Source organism: Mesorhizobium sp. YIM 152430 (genome assembly GCF_029210365.1).
In the GTDB taxonomy this organism is placed as follows: domain Bacteria; phylum Pseudomonadota; class Alphaproteobacteria; order Rhizobiales; family Rhizobiaceae; genus Aliihoeflea.
Map to the genome: position 1 here is coordinate 358,375 of NZ_JARGES010000043.1, position 13,093 is coordinate 371,467.

Annotated in this window: 15 protein-coding genes and 1 pseudogene; 6 read left to right on the forward strand and 10 right to left on the reverse strand. The window is 58.9% G+C overall.

Annotation, left to right across the window (positions count from 1 at the left end; translation table 11 throughout):
- Positions 1–468: 468 nt before the first annotated feature.
- The 6 genes from PZ895_RS13995 to PZ895_RS14020 all read right to left on the reverse strand — a co-directional run bounded on the left by PZ895_RS13995 (position 469) and on the right by PZ895_RS14020 (position 5,969).
- Positions 469–1,686, reverse strand: coding sequence for a hypothetical protein (locus PZ895_RS13995; RefSeq protein ID WP_275839595.1), 1,218 nt, complete (start codon positions 1,684–1,686; stop codon positions 469–471).
- Positions 1,687–2,151, reverse strand: a complete 465-nt coding sequence (locus PZ895_RS14000; protein WP_275839596.1) for a hypothetical protein — start codon at positions 2,149–2,151, stop codon at positions 1,687–1,689.
- Between the two features lie 14 nt (positions 2,152–2,165).
- A complete protein-coding gene (locus PZ895_RS14005) occupies positions 2,166–2,504 on the reverse strand; it encodes a hypothetical protein (RefSeq protein ID WP_275839597.1) in 339 nt (112 codons plus the stop codon).
- Between the two features lie 196 nt (positions 2,505–2,700).
- Positions 2,701–2,847, reverse strand: coding sequence for a hypothetical protein (locus PZ895_RS14010; protein ID WP_275839598.1), 147 nt, complete (start codon positions 2,845–2,847; stop codon positions 2,701–2,703).
- Positions 2,848–3,162: 315 nt separating this feature from the next.
- A complete protein-coding gene (locus PZ895_RS14015; RefSeq protein ID WP_275839599.1) occupies positions 3,163–5,115 on the reverse strand; it encodes an AAA family ATPase in 1,953 nt (650 codons plus the stop codon).
- 332 nt (positions 5,116–5,447) lie between these two features.
- The gene (locus PZ895_RS14020) at positions 5,448–5,969 is read right to left on the reverse strand and encodes a PIN domain-containing protein (RefSeq protein ID WP_345803530.1); all 522 of its coding nucleotides are present in this window, start codon (positions 5,967–5,969) and stop codon (positions 5,448–5,450) included.
- A gap of 55 nt (positions 5,970–6,024) precedes the next feature.
- On the opposite strand from PZ895_RS14020, the gene PZ895_RS14025 reads away from it, so the two are divergent.
- Positions 6,025–6,255: a hypothetical protein gene (locus PZ895_RS14025; protein WP_275839601.1), complete on the forward strand. Its 231-nt coding sequence runs from the start codon at positions 6,025–6,027 to the stop codon at positions 6,253–6,255.
- Between the two features lie 116 nt (positions 6,256–6,371).
- On the opposite strand, the gene PZ895_RS14030 is transcribed toward PZ895_RS14025, so the two are convergent.
- From PZ895_RS14030 to PZ895_RS14045, 4 genes are all read right to left on the reverse strand, one after another.
- Entirely contained in the window at positions 6,372–6,752 is a 381-nt protein-coding gene (locus PZ895_RS14030) for a PH domain-containing protein (protein WP_275839602.1), read from the reverse strand.
- Between the two features lie 717 nt (positions 6,753–7,469).
- Positions 7,470–7,859: a DUF1622 domain-containing protein gene (locus PZ895_RS14035; RefSeq protein ID WP_275839603.1), complete on the reverse strand. Its 390-nt coding sequence runs from the start codon at positions 7,857–7,859 to the stop codon at positions 7,470–7,472.
- A 266-nt stretch (positions 7,860–8,125) separates the two neighbouring features.
- A complete protein-coding gene (locus PZ895_RS14040) occupies positions 8,126–8,569 on the reverse strand; it encodes a DUF305 domain-containing protein (protein WP_275839604.1) in 444 nt (147 codons plus the stop codon).
- Entirely contained in the window at positions 8,487–9,125 is a 639-nt protein-coding gene (locus PZ895_RS14045; RefSeq protein WP_345803531.1) for a YetF domain-containing protein, read from the reverse strand. The genes PZ895_RS14040 and PZ895_RS14045 overlap by 83 nt, the downstream gene beginning before the upstream one ends.
- Positions 9,126–9,301: 176 nt before the next feature.
- Here PZ895_RS14045 and PZ895_RS14050 point away from each other — a divergent pair, with 176 nt between their 5' ends.
- From PZ895_RS14050 to PZ895_RS14070, 5 genes and pseudogenes are all read left to right on the forward strand, one after another.
- Positions 9,302–10,195 (forward strand): PRC-barrel domain-containing protein, encoded by an 894-nt coding sequence (locus PZ895_RS14050; protein WP_275839605.1) that lies wholly within the window; start codon positions 9,302–9,304, stop codon positions 10,193–10,195.
- A 77-nt stretch (positions 10,196–10,272) separates the two neighbouring features.
- A complete protein-coding gene (locus PZ895_RS14055; RefSeq protein ID WP_275839606.1) occupies positions 10,273–10,470 on the forward strand; it encodes a hypothetical protein in 198 nt (65 codons plus the stop codon).
- Positions 10,471–10,481: 11 nt separating this feature from the next.
- The gene (locus PZ895_RS14060) at positions 10,482–10,622 is read left to right on the forward strand and encodes a hypothetical protein (protein WP_275839827.1); all 141 of its coding nucleotides are present in this window, start codon (positions 10,482–10,484) and stop codon (positions 10,620–10,622) included.
- Positions 10,576–10,781 (forward strand): annotated as a pseudogene (locus PZ895_RS14065) (MucR family transcriptional regulator); the annotation flags it as partial. The gene PZ895_RS14060 and the pseudogene PZ895_RS14065, both read left to right, overlap by 47 nt.
- A gap of 60 nt (positions 10,782–10,841) precedes the next feature.
- Positions 10,842–13,040: an EAL domain-containing protein gene (locus PZ895_RS14070; protein WP_275839607.1), complete on the forward strand. Its 2,199-nt coding sequence runs from the start codon at positions 10,842–10,844 to the stop codon at positions 13,038–13,040.
- The last annotated feature ends 53 nt before the right edge of the window (positions 13,041–13,093 follow it).

Below are 13,093 nucleotides of genomic sequence, written 5' to 3' on the forward strand. Positions count from 1 at the left end.
TCGAGAGAGTAAATCGGCAAATAGTTGCAGACTGGTTCAAGCTCATCGAAGTTCCAGTCCCATAACGAAAATGTGGGACACCTGCGCGCGGACGCCTTCGCTCCTGCGACACCTAACGCTTTGGAGTTTTCTACCCATCCTCTTCAGGCATCTCGTCTCCGGCGTCGGGCGGGAGGTCTGGCGCTGAATCCAACAACTCGAGCGCGGCCCTCGGATCGCCACGACTGGCTCATTCTCGCAGGCGAACGATCTGGGTGGCCTTTTCCATCACTTCGTCGAAGTCCACTCCTTGCCCGACCTCAAGTCCGGCGATGCCCTGGGCCTCCTGGAGAAGATGCGCCCCTTCACCATCCAGCCAGCTCGCCAGGATCCTTGAAGGTGGGGGATACCTCGAACTTAAGCCTAGGAGATGATGACGGGCTAGTCGATAAGCCGTCTTATCTGTCAATGAGGATGCTGCCGAGCGACTTATCGGGCGAGCTTTGCGAGATCCATTTCGGTCCTCTGGTAAAAATGAATCCTTGTCGCTACGTCGTCCAGGCTGGTGTGGGCAGGCACCATGTCGATCGTCTGGAGCAGGGTAAACTGGTAGCCTTCGGTGCCTGCCGCAGGATTGATGATGTCGCCGACTAGCCGAAGCCCCCACAAGCCTTCGCCGACCTCGAGCGGCTCGAATAGCTCCTCGATGGTTCCTGCCGGCCGATAGAACACGCTGGGGAGGGACCCGGGACTCGGATCGAACACGCACCAGACGAAGTTCCGGCCGTCTTCGGTCATGGAGATGGGCATGTAAGCCAGCCAAGTGGCATTGGTGCCGGAAACGACTCTCCTGACGCCGAAAGACAAGCCTTGCTCGCCATTGTCGAGAAGAGCGCTGCCTTCGTCGAACTCCATCGCGACCCGGTGCGCTGAACCGTATCCGGACAAGGCACTGCGTCGCTGTCGATGATACCACCGGTTCACACAGGCACTCGTCACCATGGTCCGGGTGAAGGTGCCGATCATGCCGACCCTGAGGTGATCCGGGTCGGGATACTCGATCCACAGCGCGCGCACTGCGTCGACCGTGTCCGTCATGAAAGCGGAATCGCGGTCAGGCTCGAGCAGCCGCGGCAATTCCAAGGGGTCTATGTAGAGATGGCCGGCCAGCCTTATGAGCAGCGATATTCCGTCAACAGCGTCCCGATAAGCGTCCTGTACGTTCGCAGCCGTATATGTCGATGACGAAACATCCAGGTAGGGGGCATGGAAGCCGACCAGCGCACCCCGTTCTAGCTGGCGGTCCGGTGCCTGTCTCGGGATGTCATCCTCCGCTGACAACAATGGATCCCTGAGTTCTGCGGAGCCGCCCATGAACGCGATGGCGCAAGCGGAGAAACAAGCGTCGCCTGTCCTGACAACCGTCTTGATCCCTCTCTGGCGCAGCTCCAAAGCCAGTGACAGCCCGGTCAGATAGTCGCCGCCGGGACCTTCGAGTTCGAGCAAGACCCTGGCTCCGCCACCATCGCGGTCGACCGCCTTCGCAAGCCTCTCGACATCGCCTGTCGTGATCTCGCCTTCGAGGCGGAAGACATGGGCCGTCTCGAAACTATCCTGCTGTTGCCCGAGATAGGTTACCGTCGCGGCCGCGCCTGGCAACGTCATCGACCAGGTTATAACGGCTGCACAAAGGAACTTCTTCAGCATTCAGTCGGCCACGCCCGGACACAGGACCTGGAAACTGCTGAGAGCCACGTGATAGCCGGAGGCACTGGACCCGTCGAGCAACTCGCCGGTCTCGATATTCCTGACCCTGTAGTCAGCCATGGAATTCGGATCTTCCTCAGCTCCCAGTAGAACGAAGCGACCGCCGCCCAGCGACGTCCACGTGCCTTCGTCGCAATTGCCCCATAACCGATCTCCCACCTGGACCTCGGCCATCGTCCTTCGGACACAGGCCATTGAATTGTCGTTCAGGTATTGGGTGCAGAACTGTTTCGCGTTTGCCGGTCTGTGCTCCACGTGGACCACGGCCCGAGAGGTCCCGATGCCTTCCTTCGACACGACGGTAACCGTCATTCCGGCACGCGAACCGTAGTACAGTTCATCATCAGCGGCCGAAGCGGCCGTAGAGATGGCGGTGGCAGCAAAAATCGCTACTAGCAGTTTCATAAGTGATTACCCCGTCAGTACTGGAAGGATTTCGAGGAGGCGTCCCGTGCCGCCGCCTCTTCCATGTCGAGGCAGCCGCTAAGCGTAAGATACGATCCGCCGCCGAATTCGGCGATCGTTCTGCACTCTGCTTTCATCTCATGCGGCACGCTTGGCCAACGCCGCTTGAGGCCATCGTAGCTGGACTGCTCCAAGTCCAAACAGCCGACATAGGTCATGTTCGAGAAAGTGCCGCCGAACGAAGCGATCTTCTTGCACTCCGTTTCCACGTCATAACGAGGAAGACTCTCGCCGAAGGCGGCAGGTGTGAGGGCTAGAAGCCCCGCTGTCGCTATGAATGCGAATCTGCTCATGGATACTCCCAAAATCCGAGGCACAAAGTGCACTAGGCGGCATTGGGATGGAAGGAGGGAGGGATTTTGCTGGGTAACGATCCCCACAGAAATGGTGCCGACCCGATAGCTGGCATTATCGGGCGCATTCCGCCTAAGATGTCAAAGCCGCCTGTGCGGCGTCGAATTTGGCGCGAGCATGTGCATCTGCTGCCCTTCAATTCGGAGCCGCCTGTCCGGCGGCGAACCGAAGCGGACCGCTATACGCGATGCCTATGGGCTGCAACGCGCCGGTGGCCGCATACAGGCGGCCGTCGAGCAGGCTGTCGACCGCGCCGTGGCCCACAGGGGCATCGTCCGCCACGGCAAGTTCCTGTCGATCGCGGACTCGCAACCGCAGGTCCGTGACCGCAGCGGCGTGTCGTCACCGGGATTGCGGAAGCCTGAGAATTTGCCCCCGTCAGAGCTGGAGGTCGGGATCGAGCGCGTCGCAACGGAGAACCTCGGCGCTGCGGAGGGCGAAATAGTGTCCACGTTGGCACGGCATCTCGGTTCAAATCGACGAGCGCCCAGTTGCGCGCTGTCATCACCAAAGTCGTTCACGACATGGTCGATCGTGCTCGCCTCGTGCGTTCCAACGGGCTTATCGTTCACCCATGAAAGGGATACCACCGTGCGTCTATACCGCCGCCCTCGCCGAACGCTTCGCGCCCCGTCTCGAGTTGCGCCGGTCCACGTCGGCATCGGCAGCAAGTAAGACCGCCGAGACATCCTCCCCAGACACAGTCCCTTCCAGAAGCAGTTTTTCGGAAAGGGATTCAATGGCGCTGCGCCGCTCAAGCACAAGGCGGCATGCCCTTTCGAAGCAGGAAGCAAGCAGCTCGGAAACCCATCTGTGGGCAGAGGGATCGAATGCCAGTCCGGCCGTGCTCGCCGTGGTTTCTTCCATGAAGGTGAGCCGATCGCCCAAGCCCCACGACCGGTAAGCGGCCGTCGCCAAGGCGGTGGCGCGGTGGAGGTCGGAACCCGCCTTCCCGCCGATTCCGGCCGAATGGTGTCCGAACATCATCCTCTCGGCCGCCGCGCCCGCCATTAACGTGGTGGCTTCGTGCTCGATCCTGGTCAGAGTTCTACATTCGGTTCGAACGATCTCAAATTCGACAGCGCCATCCACCTGCGCCTCCACATCCGCTTCGAACCACTCCGGAATTCGAACCTGGCGGATGGTGCCGTAGCCTGTTTGGAGGCCGACGACGGCGTGGCCGGCCTCGTGCACCGCGATACGCCAGCGGTACTCTCTGGGCATGGCGATCCTTTCGGGGAGTGAGGCCTCCAGATCGGCAATAGTGGGGGATCGCGACTGTCGCCGTGCCCTTCTGATGCCCTCGCGCGCCAGACGCTCCAGGTCCGCGCCGGAGCGGTTCGGCAACCGCGCGGCGATGGACTCCAGATCGGGACGGTCGATCTGGTCTCCGAAAAGTCGATGCAGGATTTCGGCGCGGGCTTTCCGGTCCGGAAGCGAGACCCGCACGTGCCGGTCTAGACGGCCCGATCTGGTGATCGCGGCGTCGAGTCTATCCGGATGATTGGCCGCACCGACGACGATCACGCCCTCGCGGCTGTCCACCCCGTCCAAGCATTCGAGCAGTCCCGCGACGACCTCCGTGCAATATTGCTCGTTGTGGCCGTTGAATTTCGCTCGATCGCCAAATGCGTCAATCTCATCGATGAAAAGAATCGACGGCGCTTTCTCCTTTGCCGTGGCGAAGGCTTCGCGCATGGATTTGAGGAGGGCGTTCAAATAACCGGCGGCCTGCCACCGCGCCAAGGACCCGGAAATGAGTTCAACCCCGCAAGTGTTGGCCAGAGCTTTGGCGAACATGGTCTTCCCGCAGCCGGGGGGCCCGGACAGGAGAATCCCGCGGTCGACGTCCGACCATGAGATGCGGCCTTGCTTCCAGTCGGCCAGGTCCCGTGCCAATTCCCGACCCCACTCTTCGGCTTCGCCCATGCCCACCAAATCGTCCAGCAGCGGCCCGCTTGTTGCCTTCAAAGTACCTTCTTTACCCTCGGCCAGGCCTTCGCCCGCCTCGGTGACGCGCGAGACGATCTCCGCCGCTGATCGGCCGTTGCGCGCGGCAGCGTCTAGAATGGGGAACGGAATCTTCAGCAGGAGCTCGGCGTCCTCCGAGGAGATCGGTCCGCGCGACCCCATCCTCCATGCGCTGATGACGTCGCGAGAGGTGGCGGGCTCGACATCGACGACCGCGTCTGCTGCGAGGGCGACAGCGAAAGGAACAATGTTGTCACCATTGCACAGGACCACCACCTTCAGGGCGTGGCCAAGCCAATCCGCGATATCCTTCGGCCAGCCGTCGTCCTTCTTGGATCCGATAAGGACCACGAAGGGATCGATTCGGCGTCGGGAAGTCTGGGGAACGTTGATGTAAGCTTTGGCTGCGGCCTGATAGTGACTGACGCTCGCATCCGGAGGTAGTTTGAGGACGACGAGCCCGGAAGGAAGTTGATTGAACCGGTGCTGATGCCGTAACGCGCGAGTTACCGCGCAATAAGCAATAGCTGTCGGCAGCGAGGCAGCCAGCCTCGCGATGGCATTTCTAGGCTTTTTCATGGAAACGGTCCTTGCGTGGGCATTGCGCCCGACAGGAAAATGAGCAAGGCAAATCGCGCCTGCAGCTCGTCAGCTGCGTATTATCAGGCGGTGATAGGTGGCGGTGCGCGAAAGGCCCATGGGACCGGTCTCCTTAGATAGGGAACAAATAGAGAACAAGAACTGACGTGTCAATCCCCAATCGTTTGATGCGGACGCCTCGATAGGTGAGGCGCGGCCCGTTTGCCTCGGGCGGATTGTACGGTATGGCGAGACGGGTTGGTCTGGCCCGCTTGGTCGACTACGGAAGAGGGTTCCCCAAGTTGTGGTCGAGCTCGGTGCCGAAGTAGGTGTCAAGAGGATGGCGTCAGCATCCATTCCCGCAAAGGGTTCACGATCCAATCTCCGAGGCCGGGATGAAACAGGCCAGGCAATGGAAACAACTGGTGAATCGACAAAAAATCCTTAGAATTGAGCGTCGCGATAGGGATGCTTTCGACGATGGATTGTGATGCTATCATGAGATCGAGTCCCATCTTCGGTGCCTTCATCCGAGGGTCCGAAATCCATAGGTGCTTCAGAGCTCTGCATCCTGTCATGCGCCCGTATAGTCTAGCAGCGGCGGTGCATAGAAGCGGTGTATGCACGTCTGAGGCCAGCAATGTCTCCAACCACTCGTCGAGTTGCGCCGCTCTGATTGGGTTGTCTGGGCGGAGCAATTCGATGCCCCGTGACACTTCGACGATCGAGGCTGTCGGCAGTGCGAGCGAGAAGTCCTGCGGTGCGGTTAGCCAATCCACGATCCGTAGGTCCGGCCGCTTTTTGGCCAGTTCGCTCACTACGCTGGTATCGAGCAGAAACCTTTGCGCGTCCACACTTCAGGTATCCGGTCTTGCCCCCAAAGCGATGCTAGGCGAGGAGGTTTGACGCATGGTTAACGAATCGTCGGACGGTTACTCCGCCAAGCTCCACCGTATCGGCGACGATCGATGGACGTGCGATACCGACATCCGGCAAATCGAAGATCTACTCGAGGCCGCACGGGAACGGGAGCAATTCGTCGCGTTGAACGGGAGGGTTTACGGCGTGAGGCTCGTCGAGCGTGAGCAAAGGGAGTCTGCACGGACGGTACTCAGCCGAGGCGGGCCGCTGGAAGGTTGACCCGTCTGGATCGTGATGGGCTTGCTCCGGCTCGCAGCGTGCAGGGAAACAAAGTCTGAGAGTGCGCTGCCCATCGGCGAAAGCCAAGTGAATTTAACGACGGTGCCAAGGGATGCCTATATCCCAAGGACGCCAGCAGCCAGGGCACGCTGAATTCCTTTTATGTCAGTGTGTTTGCTCAAGGTTCGTTCAATCGGCTTGGGCTCTCCGGATACCCAAAGTTTCAATTCCGCGTCCAGATCGAACGTTCCGGCCGTCTCTAGCGAAAAGCGGGTTATCGAGCGGTACGGGATCGAGAGGTAATCGATCTTCCTCCCTGTGATGCCTTGGATGTCGACCAGGATGAATCGGCGGTCGGTAAACACGAAGAAGTCACGGATAATTTTGAACGCAAGCTGAGCCTGCTCACCCGGAAGCAATATCCCATCCAGCTTGGCGATGATCTTCCCAATCTCGGCTTCGCTCCCATGGCCAAGCAGTCCGTCGAATAAACCCATTTCGTCGCCTGTCTCCCTACAACCATTGAATATTAGCCCTGACGACGGTCGCCCCATGCCGACAGCCTAAAGCGGCGAAAAACACAACTCGGAGTTAGTGGCAATGTACCGTCCCCGAGCTGTTGTCCATGTGGCAGCATTGGCCTGGTGGCGAACTTTTGCGACAGCCTCCCCCATGAGCGTACGACTGAGTGGCGGCGAAATACGCCACCAGCAAGATGATTGAGGTTCTCACCTGGCTTCTCCCCTCCCTATAACCCAACGCAAGGTTGCACGCGGGAAGCCTCCTCGCAATCTCCAATTCCGCGCGCCCACTTGCCAAAAAATAGTCGCTACGTCGCAATTTTCCGCAGGTGAAGCTTTGAACATTCATATTTAGTCGGATGGTCAAGCAGGGCCGAAGTGGGAGGTCAGAATTACGTCACCATGCCGAAATTAGCCCGACTGGGCCGACTCCGAACGAGACGGAAATCGATTGCCGCGTGAACGGCGAGCACACCTTCTGCACGGCGTCGGCAATGGGGTGGATTACGGACCGTCCGCTAATTGCTGCAACGACATTGAAGCAGACACTGATGGCTCTCCAAGCATCCGCATTGCCCCTCCTTGTTTATCGATGCGATGCGAGACGAGCGACGAAATGACGTACTGTCGATCGACATACTGATTGTCACCCCGATCATGACCGATGGGGTGCAGCCTTCACGTCGGACTTGCTCAATCCGTTACGCTCGGCGGCTTGCCCGGCACGTGTCGCCGCCATGGAAGCCTCCCTTCAATTTCCACTTCAAGAGAAAAACTGAGGAACGTGCGGATGAGGACAATAAAACCGAGGACCGCCAGATTTTCTATTGTGGGCTCGACAACGACGGTCCCGATGAGATCCGCTGCCACGAGAAGTTCGACGGCCAAGAGAAGGCTTCTCGCCAGACCGACCCGGTAGCGATGAAACGCTGCCTCGAACCCTTTCTCTTTTCGCAAATCAATGACGAAGAAGACCGATGCGGCAAGAGCGCCGATCACAAGTGTCGCGACTGCCACCACCTCGATAAGAAGCGCGACGAGTCGGAGCCAATTATCGATCCCTGCGCGTTCGATCACATCCATCAAGCGGCCCCTCATTGTGTGTTTCGGCAACTGGCCGCTAATCGGAACGATCCACCCCAGTTGCAGTTGGATAGCGTGAGGAGAGCGTGCAATGTCTTTTAGAACCCCAATCGGATCCATTCTCATGTGGTCCGAGGAGGACCATGCCGATCGCAATGGGACATCGGCCAACGAGATCGTTCATCTTGTTCTCGTCTTTGCGCTATTCATTGTCGCACTGGGCGTTTTAGTCTTGGCCATAGTCTAACCGGCATCGCATCGACCTGCTATTTGAGGTCCGCGATCAACCGCTTCATTTCGCCGATCTCTTCGCGTTGTGCGCGAATGATCTCGTCCGCAAGTTCCCGCACACGCGGATCTGAGATTTTGGCGCGTTCACTGGTCAATATCGCGATGGAATGGTGCGGAATCATTGCCCGCATGTAAGCGACATCCTGAACGGATTCTTGGCTTCGTACGAGATAGAGCGAGCCCGTGAACACGAGGGAGCTCGCTACCAGGATGGCCGCATTGGCCGCGCGGCTGCGATACATAGTCCACATGAACAGAAGCATTACCACCGACATAGTTGATCCCATGACCAGAGCCATGTAGGCGCGGGTTTCGCTGAAGAACACGTGGTCAGCGCTATAGGTGTTTAGATACATTAGACCGAACATCACGGCTGTCGATGTCAGGATCATCACCGTGAATCTGAGGTAAGCAGTCATTGCTTCTCCTTTTGGTTGGAGATCGTTGCGAGGCGGATCGGCTCTTCACGCGCCGATGCGGGAACAATCTATGCGCCTCGCGCGATTGGAGGACGCTCAAGGAGCCATCCGTTTCGAGGATGACCGTTATCGTCTCATCAACCTCTGGATGGCCAGCTTGGCGGACAGCAGCCTGCACCTCGTCGAAGGTGAGACGCTCTCGCAGCAATGCGTCATCGACGACATTGCCCTGCGTAAGCAGGACGGTGGGCTCCGCTTTGACCATCTGCTTCCACGTGTCAGACCGAGCAGAGACCCACGTGATTGCAAACTGAAGAGCGATCAGAAGCGCTAGAGCCGCAACCCCTTCGGCCAGAGGAACTGATCGGTTTAGCAACACGGTGGCAAGGGTCGATCCCAAGGCGATGGTCACAATGAGATCGAACGCATTCATCTTCGACAGCGTTCGCTTTCCGGAGATACGCAACATCAGCACGAGGGCTGCATAGGCCAAAGTTCCGACGACAAAGACGCGGCCAAGGCTGATCCAGGTATCGAAGAAAATCTGCTGTTCCATAGGCTTCTCTTTGTGGGTTTACCCGATCCGAACACTCCGAACCAGGATCCGTTCCGCTGACTGCCCGGGTGTCATCACTATACAAATCTCTTTGGAACAATCTGGGATCGACCCTGTTGGCTTCGTATCACCGCACCACAAGCGTGCCGAGCCAACCTCTGAACAAGGATGGAACAATGTTTATCAAACTCGCCTCGACCACTGCGATCGCGACCGCGATGCTCGCACTGACCGCAACAGGTGCGGGAGCACAGCAGAACCCGCAGACCAATGATCAAACACAGATGGCTGAAGCTTGCCTGCTCGAGATGAACGAGTTCGCTGAACGCATGTACGAAGACGAGTTTTGGTTGTCAGGCTGGGGAACCGGCTCATATGGGGCTCCACCAGCGCCGCAATCGACCCAGAGCCCAGCAACCACTGCACCGGCAACTGGGGACACCACGTCACGGGCGACGAGCGCAAAAGATATTGAAGCTTCCGCAATGGATCCTCGCGGTGAAGTGGTCGGCATCGACGCGCCGCGTTACCAGATCCGTGCGCTCTACGGCGCGGGTCGCGTTCTCGCATACCGCGGTGACAACGAAGGCTGCGAGTATATCGTTGCCAAGATGAACAAAGTTTACGACAGCTACTCCCAGCAACTCGAGGAGGCAGGTGTGGATCCTGCATCCGTAACGACCTGGCGTCAGGAGCGACTTGCGCTCGCTGAGCCGCTCGCGGCCGACGCAACAACCCGCTATCGGATCGACAACATCACCGGCACCGACGTCCGAAATATGGAGGACGAGAACCTCGGCAGCGTCAGTGACGTAATCATTGATCCGGAAAGTGGGAAAGCTGCTTACGTCATCGTGGCTCGCGGCGGATTCCTCGGAATGGGTGAAGACCACTATGCCATCCCGTGGGACGAGGTGCGTGCCGCACCGGGGTTGGAAGTAGTTGTCGTTGACCGCACCGCGGCCGAACTGGACGAAGCACCAGCAATCGATCCAGACCGTTTCCGCAACCCTGGAACGATGATGGATGAACGCCGCACGACCGACGAGTTTTGGACTCAGCGAGGTTGATCCTTCTGCCGATGACGTTTTGAGGGGCGGCAACTGCTGGCCCATCAAGGCGATTTCCTCGCATCCATAGCCGACCAATGAGGAGACGTGAGATGACGAACAAGGCCGACAGCAAGATCCGGAACATGAGCACGGGCGGGCATCTTGGAGGCACCAATCTTGGCCAGGGGAAGGACGCCAAGACGACCTCGACCGTCGAAAAAGGGGGCGACAAAGCGCGTCCCAATGAAGGGCGCGAGCAGCCCCTGGATTTTATTGACAAGAGCTCCGACTAGCGGAGGCAACTATGTCGCGCATCCGCCACCTATGGCGATACCACGACCCCGGCGGGACCGAGCGCCGCAAGGAGATTTATGCGGCGTACGAACTTGATGAAGCTCGGCATGACGCCAGAAGAATACCGATCAAAGTGGAACTTGCCGAATGATTACCCAATGGTGTCTCCCCCGCCTATGCCAAGGCGCGCTCCGACATGGCTAAGTCCATGGGGCTCGGGCGCGAGCCGGGGACGTCCAAGAAAGGCACAGGCGCAAGAAGGCCGCTTAGCAGGGCCCGCAGCACGCCTACCCTTTCATTTGATAGATAACCTGGAAAGCCGGAATTAACCTGTCGCCGCCATGAATGATCCTCGACGACGGGGGTTATCATGGCAGCTTTTTCTATCCGTACAGGCCGGTTTGCACGACTGATCGCCGTTCCGGCAATGCTTGGGGTTTGTGCCCTCGCTGCGCTGGTTGGCGGGCTCCTGGTCTGGGCTGGGCAGGAGGCGGACGAGGTTGCAGTCGACCGACAGGTTGCATTGGCAACACTCGTTGTCAGCAATTTGCGGGAGACCATCGCCCATAATCAGGAAAGCGTCACTGTATGGGACGATGCGGTCACGGCGGTGGGAGAACCATCAAGTGCCGAATGGATCGATTATAATCTCGGCAGCTGGATGCACACCTATTTCGGCCACGACGGGGCCTATGTCCTCGACCCAGCCAACACTCCCATATATCAGTTCTCTACTCACAGCGATGACCGGCCCTACCGCGATGTCGAAGAGGTCGCGAAGCCTTTGGTCGATGCGCTGCGCCAACGGTCGGCCAGTGGCGACGAAAGCGGCATTTCGGATCGGATTCTGAGCCTTGGCGAAGCAGATATCGGCATCGTCGCGGGACGTCCTACCCTCGTCAGCGTAAAACCGGTCGTCTCCGACACCGGCGATATCGAGCAAACTCCCGGCACGGAATACCTGCATGTTGCAGTTCGATTTCTCGATAGCGATTTCGTGGCAGCTTTGTCGCGGGACTATCAGTTCGACGATCTACGGTTCAGCTGGACTCCGGCATTGGAGAGCGGCCAAGCCAACCTTCCTTTAACCACGGCTTCCGGTGCCACCGTCGGATACTTCGCATGGCAGCCCTATCGCCCAGGAGCTGCGGTGGTCAGCCGAATTGCGCCTGTAGCCGCTGCGGCGCTTGCAATGATGCTCGGTCTGGTCGGCGGTCTCCTCTTCCTTCTGGATCGGCGTTCACACCGCTTGGCTGAACGTGACGCCAAGATGAAGCATTTGGCCCTCCATGACCCGCTCACCGAACTTCCAAACCGTGCCTTGTTCCACGACCGCCTTGACGCAGCTCTCCGGGGCCAGTCCGACAGCGAACTGGTCGCTGTGTTGTATCTCGATCTCGATCACTTCAAACAGGTCAACGACACGCTCGGCCATCCGGCAGGGGACGCCGTCATCATTGAATTCGGGAAGCGCCTCTCCGGTCTTATTCGCTCCACCGACACATTGTCGCGCCTAGGGGGGGACGAGTTCACGGTTGTTATTCCTGCCTTACGCAGTGTGGAAGATGTCGAATTGCTCTCTGATCGGATCATCGACACCATTCGGCAACCATTCGACATCGATGGTCATCAGGTGTTCATCGGAGTGACAATCGGAATCGCCATTGCGCCACGCGACGGGGACACGCGAACGGAGCTCTGCCGCAAAGCCGACATCGCGCTCTATCACGCAAAGAGTTCCGGGCGCAGCCGCTACGCGATGTTTGGCGCAGAGATGGGTGCGATCTTGCAGGCACGGCGCGATATCGAGCGCGATCTGCGCGCCGCTCTGGCCGGAAAAGACCAACTCGAAGTTCACTACCAGCCGCTGTTCAACGCAGCCACGCAGAAGATCATCGGCGTCGAAGCGCTGTTGCGGTGGCGGCATCCTTACGATGGCTGGATATCGCCCGACGTGTTCATTCCCATCGCGGAGGAAACAGGCCAGATCGAAGCAGTCGGGGATTTCGTCTTGCGGGAAGCCTGCAACGCCGCAAAGCTCTGGCCGTCGCTAGCAATCGCTGTGAACGTGTCGGCCATCGAGCTGCGCAACCCCGCCTTCGCCACCAAGGTCGCCGCCTTGCTGCTGGAAACCGAAATCGATCCACGTCGTATCGAACTGGAACTAACCGAAAGCGCTCTTACTGACCCGAACGGGGTTGGCGATCAAAACGTCAAAGCGCTCCGAGCACTGGGTGTGCGCATTGCACTTGATGATTTTGGCACGGGCTTCTCCTCGCTTGGCCGCCTCCAGCAGCTCGAGGTGGACCGTATCAAGATCGACCGCAGCTTCGTCAGCGGCTTCGGGCGGCTGAACGGCGACGAGGCCATCGTGCAGGCGATTGTGGAGCTGGCGAAGGCCCGCGGGCTCAAAACCACGGCCGAAGGCGTGGAGACGGTGGAACAAGGCACCCATCTCCAATCAATCGGTTGCGACGACCTACAGGGCTTTCTCTACTCCCGACCGGTGCCGCCTATTGAGGTCACTGCTTTGCTCGCGCGTGGCAGCTTTATAGCAAAACAAGCCTGAGGCGCTCTGGTGGGGTTCAGCTCGGCTTGCCTCGCACTGCGGTGGTCCGACGG